Genomic DNA, 14,618 nt, shown 5'->3' with positions numbered 1-14,618 from the left:
CTATTATGCTCGATATCGAAACAAAACGAACTTTATTGAAAGGATCGCTCAACATGGCACAAACAAATGACCCGCATAACTTCGACCTAATAGTCATTGGTGGTGGTATAAACGGCGTGGGCATAGCGGCAGATGCCGCTGGCCGAGGGCAACGCGTTGCTTTGTTTGAGCAAAACGACCTAGCCAGCGCAACCTCTTCTGCTAGTTCGAAGCTGATCCATGGTGGCCTGCGTTATTTAGAGCATTATGAGTTTCGTTTAGTGAGCGAAGCCCTTAAAGAGCGTGAAGTATTGCTAAATATGGCTCCTCACCTTGTTGAGCCGATGCGTTTTCGTTTGCCACATCGCCCCCACCTGCGACCTTGGATATTGATACGCATGGGGCTCTTTCTTTACGACAACCTAGCTAAACGCGGCACCCTTCCCGGTTGTAAGGGCTTAAGCTTCGCTCACAGTGATGTACTAAAAAGTGATATTACCAAAGGCTTTGAATACTCTGATTGTTGGGTGGACGATGCTCGACTAGTGATTAGTAATGCCTTGTTAGCAGCTAAACACGGCGCGTTTATTGCGCCACGCCAACAAGTAGTAGCAGCCAAACGCCAAGCCAAACATTGGTTGGTAGATGTAAAAGACACGCAAACGGGTGTGCAACAACAGTATCGCTGCAACACCTTAGTTAACGCCGCTGGCCCTTGGGTTCAGCAGTTCATTGAAGAGAACATGCAACAAACACCACCACGCACCATTCGCCTAGTAAAAGGCAGTCATATAGTGGTGCCAAAAATTCACGACGAGCCGCAATCCTACATCTTACAAAACACCGATAAACGCATTGTGTTTGTGATCCCTTATCAGCAGCAATACTCGTTAATTGGCACTACCGATGTGGAATATCAAGGCAACCCTTCCGAGGTGGCGATCTCCAATGATGAAGTCAGCTACTTGTGTGATGTAGTCAACCAGCACTTTACTCAGCAAATCGCGCCCAGCGATGTTATTCATACTTTTTCTGGAGTACGACCACTTTGCCAAGATGAGTCGAATGATCCTTCGGCAGTTACTCGTGACTACACCTTAGAATTAAGTGATAAAGCAGAAGGGGCTCCGCTGTTATCGGTATTTGGCGGCAAGTTAACGACTTACCGAAAACTGGCCGAAGCGGCCTTAGAAATGTTAGCTCCCCGCATTAACGATCTAGGTCCAGCGTGGACTAAAGCCTCTTTCTTACCGGGCGGCGCTATTGGCGGAGATATTCACTCTTATATTAAGCGGCAACAAGCCAACAGCGATTTACCCCCAGGGCTAGTAGCCCGCTGGTGCATGCACTACGGTAGCCAAGCCGAACAAATAGTACACAATGCTAAACAGCAGGGTTTAGGTGAGCTATTTGGCGGAAATTTGTATCAATTAGAAGTCGACTACCTGTGTGAGCAAGAATGGGCTTATCGAAAAGAGGACATTTTGTGGCGCAGAACCAAACAAGGTTTAGCATTTACCGAAGAACAACAGCAGCGTTTACAAGATTATTTGAATAACAAGCATCTTCAGCAGGAATCTTTAGAAAACACCGCTCAAGCAAGCTAGTTGGCATTAACCATACCAAGCCTGATTGCTACGATCTCAGGCTTGGTTGTCTAAACAAAAGCGCTTAACTTACACTTTTTAGCACTTCATCAATATTGCACTGGTTATTCTGATAAACCGTTTCGGCTAAAGCTAGCGCTTCTTGTTTGCCACTTTCCTGCTCAACGGCATGTAAACCCATAGATGCCTCACCCAAACCGTAACCTAATACCGTTAGAAATGCTGATGACTCCCGACTTATTTGCTCATCTGGCATGTGCGCAACAATTTGCGCTAAGGCTTGTCGTTCATCTTTATCATGAATATAAGCATGCGCCGCCAAACAGCGCGCACTGCTATTGGCCATATCAACCGCCAGTTGCTTTTGCTCATTGTTTAATTGCCCAGCCGAAGCCGGTAAGGCCAGTACCAAGCTAGCGCTTGCAGCAGTCACCAATGTTAGAACCTTATTCATCACTAATACCCTATACGTTTATGAATTAAGCAGCGGAATCAAATTCAACTGCGTAAGGCTAAAGGCCTTAATGCGGGCATTGTTGCACAACAGCGAGTATTGATTAGCTAGCGAAAATGGTTTGCATCGTTGCATAAATTGGAACAAGCACACTAATTCAAGAAAGCACTTACAAAAAACACCGATATTTACCTAATCAACACACAAGACCGACGTTTGAGCCTTTCAATAAACCCGCAGCACGGTTAGACTTCATCCACTTTGGTATAGATATGCTGACCGAGAGTCATGGAACAAACATTTTTACCCCTAAGTCGCCCAGCGATTGAACAACAAGAAATCGACGCAGTGGTTGAGGTACTCAAATCCGGTTGGATTACTACCGGACCAAAAAACGCTGAGTTAGAAAACGCCATAAAAAGCTATACTGGTGCCGAACACGCCGTAGCGCTAAGTAGTGCCACCGCCGGTTTGCACCTTACTCTGGTGGCTTTAGGCATTGGCCCTGGCGATGAAGTTATTACTCCATCTATGACCTGGGTATCTACCGTTAACCTAATTACCTTAATGGGTGCTAAGCCGGTTTTTGTGGATGTAGACGCCGATACGCTGATGACAAGTGCAGAGCGAATTGAAGCGCTGATTAGCGACAAAACCAAGCTTATCATCCCGGTGCATTACGCGGGTGCCCCCCTCGATCTAGACGCAATTTACGCCTTGGCGGAACAATACAATATTCCGGTGGTCGAAGATGCGGCACATGCCATTGGCTGTGAGTATAAGGGTCGGCCAATTGGCCAAACTGGCCACTGTATCTTCTCCTTACATGCGATAAAAAATGTAACCACTGCGGAAGGCGGTATTTTTACCACCAACGACGCCAAATTGGCTGAGCGGATTCGTCGTCTTAAGTTTCATGGTTTGGGCGTTGATGCCTTCGACCGCGAAACCCAAGGTAGGGCGCCACAAGCAGAAGTGATTGAGCCGGGCTACAAATACAACATGCCAGATATTTGTGCCGTACTAGGCTTAGGTCAAATGCAGCGCTTAGAGAGCATTACAGCTCAGCGACAAGCCTTAGTTGCGCATTATCGAGAGTTACTAAGCGATGTAGCGGGCATTACGCCAATGAGCGTGCCCAGCTATACTCATAAGCATTGCTGGCATTTAATGATAGTGAGAGTAGAGCCGAGTATTTGTGGTTTTGACCGTGACCAACTGATTGGCATGTTAAAGCAACAAGGCATTGGCGCAGGCATTCACTTTAAGGCCTGCCATAGCCAAAAGTACTATCGAGAAAACTATGCAACGCAGTTTGGCGAAATTAACCCAGACCTAAGCAACACCGAATTTAACAGTCAGCGCATTTGCTCATTACCGCTGTTCCCTGGTATGCAACTCAGCGATGTTGAGCGTGTAATTACTGCAATCAAACCAAATATTGGACCTTCTCATGAGGCATAAGCAAGAGATTAATTTTGTATCCATAGTGATACCGGTTTATAACGAAGCCGACAGCTTACAAGAGCTGATTCAGCGCACCTGTGCAGCCGCTGATACAATGGGTAAAGACTATGAGTTACTGCTGATCGATGATGGCAGTAAAGACAATAGTGCAGACCAAATTGAAGCGGCCTCTGCCGAAGAAGGCAGCCATGTAGTAGGCATTATTCTTAACCGCAACTATGGCCAACACAACGCTATTATGGCGGGTTTTGAGCATGTACGTGGTGACTTAATTGTGACCCTAGATGCCGATTTACAAAATCCACCGGAAGAAATTCCAAACTTGGTAGCAAAAGCTGAAGAAGGTTACGACTCTGTAGGCACAGTGCGTAAGAACCGCCAAGACAGCCGCTTACGCCGCTACCCTTCAATGCTTATCAACAAGATTGTAAAACGCTCTACTGGCGTAGAAATGAATGACTATGGCTGCATGTTACGCGCCTATCGTCGCCACGTGGTTGATGCCATGCTGCAGTGTCACGAACGCAGTACTTTTATTCCCATTTTGGCCAACGGTTTTGCTCGTCATACCGTTGAAATTGATGTTGAACATAGCGAGCGCCAGCAAGGCGAATCGAAATACAATATCATGGGTTTAATTAACTTAATGTTTGATTTGCTCACCAGCATGACCACCGCACCATTAAGAATGCTAAGCATTATGGGCGGCGCTATTGCAGCCTTAGGTGGCTTGTTTGGTTTGGTACTACTATTTATGCGCTTAATCTACGGCGCAGAATGGGGCGTAGACGGGGTATTCCCGCTATTTGCTCTATTATTTATTTTTATAGGCGCGCAATTTGTTGGCCTAGGTTTACTGGGCGAATACATCGGCCGAATATACTCCGATGTAAGGGCACGACCGCGCTACTACGTACAAGATGTGCTGGTAGGCGAAGCCACTAAACAAGCCCGTGACAACGATGCAAAAGCCGTTAGCAACAACAACTAATTTACCTCTTACTGTTAAGGAATAAGCCATGAAAGCAGTGGTGTTTGCCTATCACAACATTGGTTGTGCCGGTATTAAAAGTCTTCTCGATGCAGGCGTAGAAATCGCCGCCGTATTTACCCATTTAGACGATGGCAATGAAAATGTATTTTTTGAATCCGTAGCCAAGCTTGCGGCGCGTAACGGTATTCCGGTATTTGCTCCAGAGGACGTTAATCACCCCCTTTGGGTAGAAAAAATCAAGGCAATGCAGCCTGATGTATTTTTCTCCTTCTACTACCGCTCTATGATCAGCCAAGCGGTGCTAGACATCGCGCCGAAAGGCGGCTTCAACCTGCATGGTTCTTTGTTACCACGCTACCGTGGTCGTGCTCCAGTTAACTGGGCATTGGTAAATGGCGAAACCGAAACCGGCGTTACTTTGCATGCCATGACAGCTAGAGCCGATGCGGGCGATATTGTGGCCCAAGAAAAGCTCAGCATTGCCAACGACGATACCGCAGCTACTTTGCATAGCCGTTTAACAGAGCTAAGCAGCCAGTTGCTTGCCAAAGCACTACCGCAACTGATTGCAGGTAGCCACAACTTAACTGCTCAAGACGAAAGCCAAGCCACGGTATTTGGCCGCCGCACACCAGCAGACGGTGAAATTAAATGGTCTGACAACGCGCAAAGCATTTTCAACCTGTGCCGCGCGGTTACCGAACCCTTCCCTGGTGCCTTTACCTTTTTGGGCGAACGCAAAGTTATTTTTTGGAGCACCAGTGCTAGCGAGCAGGAATTTGATGCCACGCCAGGCACCATTGTTGCGACCTCGCCATTAACCATTGCCTGTACTCAAGGCTCTTTAGTGGTTAACGCGGGTCAAGCCGAAAATGGTTTATACCTGAATGGCGAGCAGTTAGCCTCCGAAATGCACCTAGTAGCAGGCATGCGTTTTGGCCCTCAAGCCAGTGCGATTATTGCTGCAAAACGTCGTCAAAAAGTACTAATTTTGGGTGCTAACGGCTTTATTGGTAACCACTTAACCAAGCGTTTGTTAGACGATGGTAAGTACGAAATCTACGCCATGGACATGAGTGCTAACCAAATTGAACAGCATCTAGAGCATCCAGATTTCCATTTTGTTGAAGGTGATATCACCATTCACAGTGAATGGATCGAATACCACATTAAAAAATGTGACATCGTATTGCCCTTGGTAGCGATTGCCACCCCTATCGAATACACCCGTAACCCGCTACGCGTATTTGAATTAGACTTCGAAGAGAACTTAAAAATTGTTCGCGAATGTGTGAAATACAACAAGCGCATTATCTTCCCGTCTACCTCTGAAGTGTACGGCATGTGCACTGATGATGAGTTTAACGAAGACAGCTCGCCACTAATCACTGGCCCAATTAACCGCCAGCGCTGGATTTACTCCACCTCAAAACAGCTTCTAGACCGAGTGATTTGGGCCTACGGTAAAAAAGATAACCTTAAGTTCACCTTGTTCCGTCCATTCAACTGGATGGGCCCGCGTTTAGATAGCTTAAACTCAGCACGTGTAGGTTCTAGTCGTGCCATTACCCAGCTAATCTTAAACTTGGTAGAAGGTACTCCAATTAAGCTAATTGATGGCGGCGAGCAAAAACGTTGTTTCACTGATATCTCCGAAGCGATTGAAGCCTTGTTCCGCATTATTGAGAACAAAGACGGCTTGTGTGATGGGCAGATCATCAACATTGGTTCGCCAGACAACGAAGCCAGTATTAAACAAATGGCTGAGACCTTGGTTGAAAAGTTTGATGCTCACCCACTGCGCGAAAAATTCCCACCGTTTGCCGGCTACCACTTGGTAGAAAGCAAAACCTTCTATGGCGATGGTTACCAAGACGTACAGCATCGTCGTCCAAGTATTCGCAATGCCAAGCGTTTACTTGATTGGGAACCAAGGATTATGATGGAAGACACTATCGAGGAAACCCTCGACTTCTTCTTAAAAACAGCTGTTGATGAGTAATAATGAGTTCGAAAGATCCAATTAAAGTTGGCTTACGCATTGATGTAGATACCTTTCGTGGCACGCGCTTAGGCGTGCCCAAGCTATTAGACATTTTTCAACGCCACAACATTACCTCGTCGTTCTTTTTCACCGTTGGACCCGACAACATGGGGCGCCATATTTGGCGCCTTTTGCGTCCGGCCTTTTTGAAAAAGATGTTACGTTCCAAAGCCGCCAGTCTATACGGTTGGGATATTATTTTACGCGGTACTTTTTGGCCGGGTCCCATCATTGGTAAAAAGCTCGCTTCGGTGATCAAAGATACCGACCGAGCTGGCCACGAAATTGGTCTGCACGCTTGGGATCACCACAAATGGCAAATGAAAACCGACAGCATGAGCCAAAGCGAGCTGGGTGAAGAAATTCGCAAAGGTTATCAGTTGCTTGCGGATATTACCGGCAAAGATGTGCAATGTAGCGCAGTGGCGGGTTGGCGTTGTACCGAAACCACCTTAGACGAAAAAGAAGCCTTTCCCTTTCGTTACAACAGCGACTGCCGTGGTGAGTCAATTTTTGTTCCCAAGCCTGGGATGGCTCCACAAATTCCGGTCACCTTGCCCACCTATGACGAGCTAATTGGTCAAGAGGGTGTAGACGAAACTAACTATAACCAAGCGATTCTTGATCGCATTAAAGCCGATGCCTTAAATGTTTACACCATTCATGCAGAGGTTGAAGGCATTGTTTGCGCAGAGATGTTTGAGCAGCTAATTATTAGCGCCAAGCAACAAGGCATTGAGTTTGTACCCCTGTGTGACCTGCTGGATCAAGACTATGTCTCTTGGCCACAAGACAGCATATTAAACATAGAAATGGATGGGCGCGAAGGCTGGTTAAGCCATCAAGCCTCACTTGTTCGCCCTCACACCAGTTAAATCAGGAAGTACTAGTAACATGCGCCACTTACGAATTAACCTAGCGACTTGGGTGCCGATCTTTTTTATCATTTTGTACCTATTACCCTTAGGTTTACGTGACCTTTGGTCTCCCGATGAATTGCGTTACGCCGAGATATCTCGGGAGATGGTGGCAAGTGGTGACTGGGTGGTACCACGCTTTAACGACTTACGCTATTTCGAAAAGCCAGTGATGGGTTACTGGATGAACGCGGTTTCGCAACTTATTTTTGGCGAAACTAACTTTGCGGTGCGTGCCGCTTCAGCCTTTAGCGCTTTAGGGGCAGCTTTTTGCATATTTTTGCTGCTCGCGCGCTTTGCCTCTCGCCCAGTGGCTTGGTTAAGCTCTGGCATTTATTTGAGCATGTTTATGGTGTCTGGTGTGGGCACCTACAGCGTATTAGACAGCATGCTAAACCTTTGGCTAACCGCCAGCTTTACCGCCTTTTACTTTGCCATTCGCAGCGAAGAAATGCGGCAACGCGCCAAGTATTACGGTTTAGCCGGTTTATATTGTGGCTGTGCGGTGCTTACCAAAGGCTTTTTAGCACTAGCGCTACCAGTGCTGGTGGTGGTTCCCTACATGCTTTGGGACAAACAATTTAAAACCATTCTCAAATGGGGTTGGTGGGTAATGCTGCTAGCCGTGCTAGTTTGCCTACCTTGGGGTTTAGCTATTCATGCTGCCGAGCCAGACTACTGGCATTACTTCTTTTGGATTGAGCATATTCAGCGCTTTGCTGCTGATAACGCCCAACACTCGGCGCCAATGTGGTATTACCTGCCTTTCTTAGCGGCAGGTGTACTACCTTGGTTATTTTGGTCACCTAGCGCTATAAGCCACTTGAAAGGCCAAATGCATTCGCCGCTGCTGCGTTACGCCTTATTGTGGGCCATTTTGCCGCTGCTGTTTTTCTCCATGGCCAAGGGCAAACTAGCCACCTATATTTTGCCAATAATGGCACCTCTCGCCATCTTGTTTGCCTTTGGTATTCAACAAGCCTTTGCTAAATCCTGCAAAGGCTTAACATGGGGCAGCTGGTTAAATGCGATACTATTTGCCTTGTTAGCCGTAACTACCTTGGTACTTCATTACACTGGCAAACTGCCGCTAGACGCCGACGAAGCTTATCGTCCTTGGTTGTTATTCAGCATCTTTGCGTTTTGGTCGGCCATGGCCGTTGTCGCAATCAAGGCCACCAGCTTAAACGGCAAAGTCGCCAGCTATATGCTAATGCCACTGGGCTTGTTCATGCTAGCTTGGGCAACCTTCCCTAACTTAAGCATCTACTCAAAAATGCCGGCTAAGTTTATGCAGCAAATCGCTCATTTGGTCGAACCCAATACGGTATTGGTTGCGGACTATCCCGATACTATGTCGGCCTTTAACTGGTACTTTAAACGTGAAGACGTTTATCTTGTTGGTCAAAAGGGTGAGGTTCGCTACGGCCTAGAATATCCCGACGCACAACATCGCTTTATCGAAAGCAAACAGCTGGCGCAATTTATTGAGCAGCAACGCCAGCATGCACCAGTAATGGTTTATTTTCGCGATAAACCCAACATGGATGACAGCTTGCCAGAGACTACTCAGCGCATCGATAAAGGCCGTTATACCATTCTTTATTATCAGGCTAGTGCAAACTAAGCATGCTAGATCTAATGCTGATTGTTGCTTCGATAAGCTGCAGCTCGCTAAGCCAATACTGGCAAAAGCGCGCTGCTTTGCTATTTGCTGCTCAGCCAGAATTAAGCACCCTAGAGAAGTTACTGTCTAAGCCTTTAATCCTGGGGATTATTTTCTTAGGTTTGGGCGCTATTTTTTGGCTTGGCGTATTGAGCCTATGGGATGTATCGGTGGCCTATCCACTGCTCAGCTGTAATTTTGTCATCATGCTGCTTATCTCCAAGTTTGCTTTTAACGAAAGCGTTACACCGCGCCAATGGTGTGGTGTTGGCCTGATCGTTTTGGGTGTGGCCGTTCTAGGGGGAATAGACCAATTACTGTAAAAACCGACCCCAAAAGCCTTATGCTTGCCTTATTTAGCGTGGCCTTTATTTCGCTCGCCCAGCTCACTATGAAATGGGGAATGAGCCAACTAAGCCTTCATTACCTTAGCCTTAATGAACTGTGGAACTTGCAGCTGTATAGCGCATTAATAATGGACTATTGGCCCTATTACCTTAGCGTGCTAGCGGGTCTAAGCTTCTATGCTTTATCCATGCTGTGCTGGGTAATGGCATTAAAACAGCTACCGCTTTCAGTTGCTTACCCCATGCTTAGCCTAAGCTATGTTATTGTGTACGTGGCAGCAATAAGCTTACCGTGGATTGGTGAAGCCTTTAGTTGGCCAAAAGCCTTGGGCATCATGCTGATATTAGCGGGGATTTATTTGGTATTTCCGAGCAAAAAGGCCAAGCAAAGTTAAGTGCAGTGTTTCTTGCGCCTTTGTGTAAAAGGGGTGAAGCCTGTGCTGTTAAATATGTGAATACTCAAGTATTGTTGGATAAATACGATAAGTTATTAATAAGTCGCATGGAGTTTGCGCCAATATGAAACGCTTTTTCGACCTGCTTGCCATTGTATTCTTGCTATTGTTGGCAACTTCGGTCTTTTTCTTATTCTCCTTCCACCCTGATCGCTATAAAAGCGATTTTTTACATTGGTTCAATAAGCAAAGCGACTGGCAGCTTAACTACAACAATACTCAGTGGTCTCTAAACAAGCCTCTCAGCTTAGAGGTCTTTGATCTAGAAATCGCTAAATCTGGCCAAGCGGCCATGCTCACTAAACAGGCCAAGTTAAACCTAGCCTTGATGCCGTTGCTGCAAGGCAAAATTCAGATAGATAGTCTGCTGCTAGAGCAACCACAATTGGCGCTTACCCAACAACTGTTTAGCCAAACATCAGAATTCGGCACGCCAACAGAAACCACCAAGATTAGCTGGTTAAACGCTGTTCAAATCAATCAGCTATTACTCAAAGACGGCGACTTACTATGGCAGAATCAACAACAGTCTTACCAACTAGAGCGCTTCGAATTAGCCATAGAAGATTGGCAAATTGACCTAAACGAACCAGCACCAAGCCAATGGCAATTTACCTTACACAGTTCAGCTCAACGACTCATCACCCCTTGGCAAGACATAATGTTGCCACAACTAAGCCTTGCCTACGGCCAGCAGCAATTAGTGATAGAACACATCGGTGCCGATCTATTGCAAGGCTCGATTTATGCCTCTGCCGAATTGAGCAATAAACAACTCACAATACGTGAACTAGCTTTAAACAACCTTAGGCTAGAGCACTTTGCGCCAGCAACTAGCGCCGAAGAAAATGAGGCTACTGCCCCATCAGCCAGTGAGCAGAACTGGTTAAAAAACTTGCCTGAGCTAGCTTGGTTAGACAGTATTCAAATTGACAATTTATTACTAAACCAGCTGAGCCTAGCCACTCAGCTACAAGGTCATAACGTGGTGCTGAACAAGCTCACCGCGGAGTTAGAAGATATAGCTAGCCCTTGGCCTTACCAAGCTGACAAACTACGCGGCGAATATGCCTTTATTGCCGATGAATTGGGTATTGACCACATTCAGTTCAGCGAACTTACCGCCAGCGGGCAAATTAGCGATGGGCTATTTGCGGTAGATGCTTTACGCAGCCAACTTTTTAAGGGGCAGCTAGGCTTATCACTAAGTTATCAGTGGCAACAGCAAGCGCTTACCCTCCACCAGCTAATGTTAAGCAACAATGAAATTCCGATTCAACCTAGCTGGCTGCCAGCAGCAGATAATGACATTACAAGCGAAGCAGAAGCTAGCGCCAGTGAAACCAAAGCTGCTGCTCCACTGCAACAGCTACATATTGAGCAACTTGAGTTACAGCAAGTAAAACTGCTGTCTTATGCTGATCAACTTCCCTTTTCCGCTACCGGTTTAAACGTTGAACTGCGTCAGCTACAAGTGATTCAAGATGGTCAGTGGCAAAGCATTGACCAACTTTGGCAGCCACAAAGCCAAGTATTTATTGAAGCACCGGAACTTGCTTATCGCGGTATGCTACTCAGCCATGTAAGCTTCGACTTGGGTGCAGACCAAGAAATTGGCTATTTTAATTTGTATGGTGAGCTGCCCTTAGGCCAGTTCGAGCTGCAGGGTCAGGCCTTGCTAGATCAAGAACACAAGCCTTGGCAAGCAGAACTGTCTGGCCTACTGCTGGACATTAGCCCCTTAGCGCGCTTAACCAATAATCGTCAATTTAGCTTAGTGGGAGATTTAGAATTAGCGGGAAAGCTGCGAGGAAAACTTAGTAACTTTGGTGCCAATATTGATGGCTCGATAGATTTTCACAGCCAATTAATTCAACTGCCAGGTGCCGATTTGGAAGTGACCCTCGACCAAATTATCGAAAGCCCACGGCAGTATTACGAAGAGCCTAACCCATTAATCGCCAGCGGCTGGCCAATCTTTTGGCAAGATCCTCAAAGCTTGCCCAAGGGCATTACCCAGTTTACTAATCTCGCCTTACGTGCTGAGTTTGAACAGGGTAAGTTAAGCTTGGCCCCTCAGCAATTGCCGGGTATCCGTTATCAGCTGACCCTAGCAGGAGAAATAGACCTAGCTAAGCAGCGCTATAACCAACTGAAATTGGTTGTGGCCGACCAGCCATGCTGGCGTTTAGTTCACACCGTTGATGGCGCATGGTCTAAGCCAGAGGTGAGTTTTGATCACTACCTTTCGCCACGCCGCTACTCGGTGAGTCAGCAAGATTTTGTTAAAGCGCCAAACCGTCCGCAATGTCGCTATCCATTAACCAAAGAAAGCATGCAATAACCACCAGTCACTCGCTTAACCTTGCCTCAGCTAATACCTAAGCGTGTTCAATAAAACAGTCGCGCAATGGATTTTGGCTGCTGTCTTTTCGCCAAACAAAGTTAAAGCTTCTGCGCATATCTAAGCTACATGTGGTGTATTTAGGGCAATTCGATCGCCCGCTTTTATCGCTTGCTCCACACTACGGTGACCGTTCACTCGCTTAACGTTGCCAAAGCTAGTGACATAGCATGTTCAATAAAGCAGTCGCGCAGCGGGTTTTGGCTACTGTCTTTGCGCCAAACAAAGTTGAAGCTTTTGCACAAATCTAAGCTACATATAGTGTATTTAGAGCAATCAGCTCGCCCGCTCCACAATATCGTACGATTTATTCGTTTAGTGTGGCCAAAGCTAATGACATAGCATGTTCGATAAAGCAGTCGCGCAGCGGATTTTGACTGCTGTCTTTGCGCCAAACAAAGTTAAAGCTTCTACGCATGTCTAAGTCTGGTGTATTTAGAGCAATCAGCTCGCCCGCTTTTATCGCTTGCTCCACACTGCGCAAGGGTAGACAGCTTAGGTAAGCTCCGTCGGCGACTAAGGCCACTAAACTGGGCACATGGCTATACTCTCGCCATACTTTGAGCTTGGTGATTTTGCCATGAATGGCGCCGTTAAATATGTCTCTGGTCCCAGAGCCTGTCTCACGCAGTACCCAACGCGCTCGGCTTAGCCGAGATAGATTTACTTGCTCTAACTCAGCTAAAGGATGCTGCTTACCCGCCACCACAACCAGCTGGTCTTCACACCATACTTGCTGGGTAATCCGACTATCGGAACAATGTCCTTCAATAATGCCAAGTTGCAAGCGATAGTCGACTAAGCCAGCTATCACCGCTTCGGTATTACTGATTTGTGGGCTAATTGCTAAGTCGGGGTAGCTTTTATCTAAGCCGGCAATGATTTGTGCCAAAAAGTACTCAGCAATGGTTTGGCTTGCACCGACACTGAGCTCGCCACTAATCACTTGTTGGCCGGCAAAGCCTTGCATTATGTGCTGACTTTCCATCAGCACGCGCTTGGCTCGCGGGCGTAACCAATGCCCCCAATGGTTGAGGCGAAGACGCTTACCTTGTCGTTCAAACAGCTTTTGGCCTAGACCAGTCTCTAGTTGATTTAAGGCCATGCTGGCAGCAGATTGGGTCATTGCCAGTTGCTGAGCAGCAACACTCACACTGTGGGTTTCGGCAATAGATACAAACACCGATAACTGCTTAAGGCTAAAGCGATAAAGATGTTGCATATAAGTTTTCCTGATTGTGCGTGCCAAGTATATTTACATACTAAATATACTTGGATTTACACACAAGGATAGCTGGAGGATGTATCTAAACACTTAACTATCGAGTTCAGCCTGGAGCTTAGGTAGGATGACATAGAAACCTTTGAATTCAGCTGCCACTTCTTTGTTATGGCACACTTGAACAGTCACGGTCATTTTGCATTTTTTGCCTTCAATGAGCGGCAGTAAACTGCCTTTCATTTGGCTCTTCTTCACCTTGGCTAAAGCATCTTGGTCAATCGCTTTACGATGTTTAATTTCCCCTTTAGCCAATACGATGTCACCAGCAAATCCATGCTCTTCTAACATCAACCAAATCATTCCCCAACCCGACAATACCGCCTGGCTGTATATGCTGCCGGCAAACATGGTGGAATGCGGGTTGCCGTTTCCGGCAATGGGTAATTTAGTGGTCAACTCGTTACCGGTGTATTGATGTAAACGCACACCCATTTTTTCGCTTAACGGAATTTGTTGGTTAAACATCTGCTGTAGCTGAGTACATAGCTTGGGTTGCCTTACAAAGCGGTGCTCTGGCGACAACTCTTTAACCATTTGCTGTACTTTAATTTTCACTTTATCGAAGGTAGGATTGCCGGCAGGTTCAAAACCGCAGCTGGTAAAAAAGGCTTGGGCATCGCCACGTGCGTTTACCACAATACGCTCTACGCCTTCATCGTGAGCGGCTTCTTCTAAGGCCATCATCAATAAGGTGCCTAAACCTAGTTTGCGCTGCTCAGGACACACCGCTACATGGCGAATCAGTGCCTCTTTATTATCACTTAAAAACAAACGCCCAACCGCTAAAGGTTCACCTTGACGGTCACGAATCATGCGGTGAATACTGTGGTCATCATAGGCATCTCGTTCACTGCCTAGCGGCAGCTGCAAAGGCTTGTTCAATACTTCCCAGCGAAATCGATAATACTTATCCATTTCACCCGATGCATCCGGACAAATTACCTTAAACATGGCGGTTCCCTTCTTGCTTTGCTAGCAGACCTGCTGAAGCTCTCCAGTGTC

At 46.7% G+C, this 14,618-nt stretch carries 12 protein-coding genes; 9 read left to right on the top strand and 3 right to left on the bottom strand.

The features are described 5' to 3' along the window. Window positions 1-53: 53 nt before the first annotated feature. Window positions 54-1,586 carry a glycerol-3-phosphate dehydrogenase gene (gene glpD, locus K5609_RS01175; RefSeq protein ID WP_221075626.1) on the top strand — a complete coding sequence of 511 codons (1,533 nt, stop codon included), beginning with the start codon at window positions 54-56 and terminating at the stop codon, window positions 1,584-1,586. Window positions 1,587-1,650: 64 nt separating this feature from the next. Here glpD and K5609_RS01170 read toward each other — a convergent pair whose 3' ends face one another. After that, complete coding sequence (locus tag K5609_RS01170; RefSeq protein WP_221075625.1) at window positions 1,651-2,040, bottom strand: hypothetical protein; 390 nt, start codon at window positions 2,038-2,040, stop codon at window positions 1,651-1,653. Window positions 2,041-2,328: 288 nt separating this feature from the next. On the opposite strand from K5609_RS01170, the gene arnB reads away from it, so the two are divergent. The 8 genes from arnB (at window position 2,329) to K5609_RS01130 (ending at window position 12,274) form a co-directional block, all read left to right on the top strand. Next, window positions 2,329-3,504 carry a UDP-4-amino-4-deoxy-L-arabinose aminotransferase gene (gene arnB / locus K5609_RS01165; RefSeq protein ID WP_221075624.1) on the top strand — a complete coding sequence of 392 codons (1,176 nt, stop codon included), beginning with the start codon at window positions 2,329-2,331 and terminating at the stop codon, window positions 3,502-3,504. Further along, complete coding sequence (gene arnC, locus K5609_RS01160) at window positions 3,494-4,498, top strand: undecaprenyl-phosphate 4-deoxy-4-formamido-L-arabinose transferase (protein WP_221075623.1); 1,005 nt, start codon at window positions 3,494-3,496, stop codon at window positions 4,496-4,498. Before arnB ends, arnC begins: the two co-directional genes overlap by 11 nt. A gap of 28 nt (window positions 4,499-4,526) precedes the next feature. Continuing rightward, window positions 4,527-6,503, top strand: coding sequence for a bifunctional UDP-4-amino-4-deoxy-L-arabinose formyltransferase/UDP-glucuronic acid oxidase ArnA (arnA, locus tag K5609_RS01155; protein WP_221075622.1), 1,977 nt, complete (start codon window positions 4,527-4,529; stop codon window positions 6,501-6,503). Between the two features lie 2 nt (window positions 6,504-6,505). After that, window positions 6,506-7,420, top strand: a complete 915-nt coding sequence (arnD, locus tag K5609_RS01150) for a 4-deoxy-4-formamido-L-arabinose-phosphoundecaprenol deformylase (RefSeq protein ID WP_221075621.1) — start codon at window positions 6,506-6,508, stop codon at window positions 7,418-7,420. 19 nt (window positions 7,421-7,439) lie between these two features. After that, entirely contained in the window at window positions 7,440-9,089 is a 1,650-nt protein-coding gene (gene arnT, locus K5609_RS01145) for a lipid IV(A) 4-amino-4-deoxy-L-arabinosyltransferase (protein ID WP_221075620.1), read from the top strand. A gap of 2 nt (window positions 9,090-9,091) precedes the next feature. Then, on the top strand, window positions 9,092-9,451 hold the full coding sequence (locus tag K5609_RS01140; RefSeq protein ID WP_221075619.1) for an EamA family transporter: 360 nt from the start codon (window positions 9,092-9,094) through the stop codon (window positions 9,449-9,451). 20 nt (window positions 9,452-9,471) lie between these two features. Next, window positions 9,472-9,870, top strand: coding sequence for a 4-amino-4-deoxy-L-arabinose-phosphoundecaprenol flippase subunit ArnF (arnF, locus tag K5609_RS01135; RefSeq protein ID WP_221075618.1), 399 nt, complete (start codon window positions 9,472-9,474; stop codon window positions 9,868-9,870). Window positions 9,871-9,994: 124 nt separating this feature from the next. Beyond that, window positions 9,995-12,274 (top strand): AsmA family protein, encoded by a 2,280-nt coding sequence (locus K5609_RS01130; RefSeq protein WP_221075617.1) that lies wholly within the window; start codon window positions 9,995-9,997, stop codon window positions 12,272-12,274. Between the two features lie 367 nt (window positions 12,275-12,641). Here K5609_RS01130 and K5609_RS01125 read toward each other — a convergent pair whose 3' ends face one another. Further along, on the bottom strand, window positions 12,642-13,556 hold the full coding sequence (locus K5609_RS01125) for a LysR substrate-binding domain-containing protein (protein WP_221075616.1): 915 nt from the start codon (window positions 13,554-13,556) through the stop codon (window positions 12,642-12,644). A gap of 93 nt (window positions 13,557-13,649) precedes the next feature. Then, complete coding sequence (locus K5609_RS01120) at window positions 13,650-14,567, bottom strand: bifunctional GNAT family N-acetyltransferase/hotdog fold thioesterase (protein ID WP_016399878.1); 918 nt, start codon at window positions 14,565-14,567, stop codon at window positions 13,650-13,652. Window positions 14,568-14,618: the final 51 nt, after the last annotated feature.

This window comes from Agarivorans aestuarii (assembly GCF_019670125.1).
GTDB lineage: Bacteria > Pseudomonadota > Gammaproteobacteria > Enterobacterales > Celerinatantimonadaceae > Agarivorans > Agarivorans aestuarii.
The sequence above is the reverse complement of the archived record's forward strand: the minus strand, read 5'-3'. Positions and strand labels throughout refer to the sequence as shown.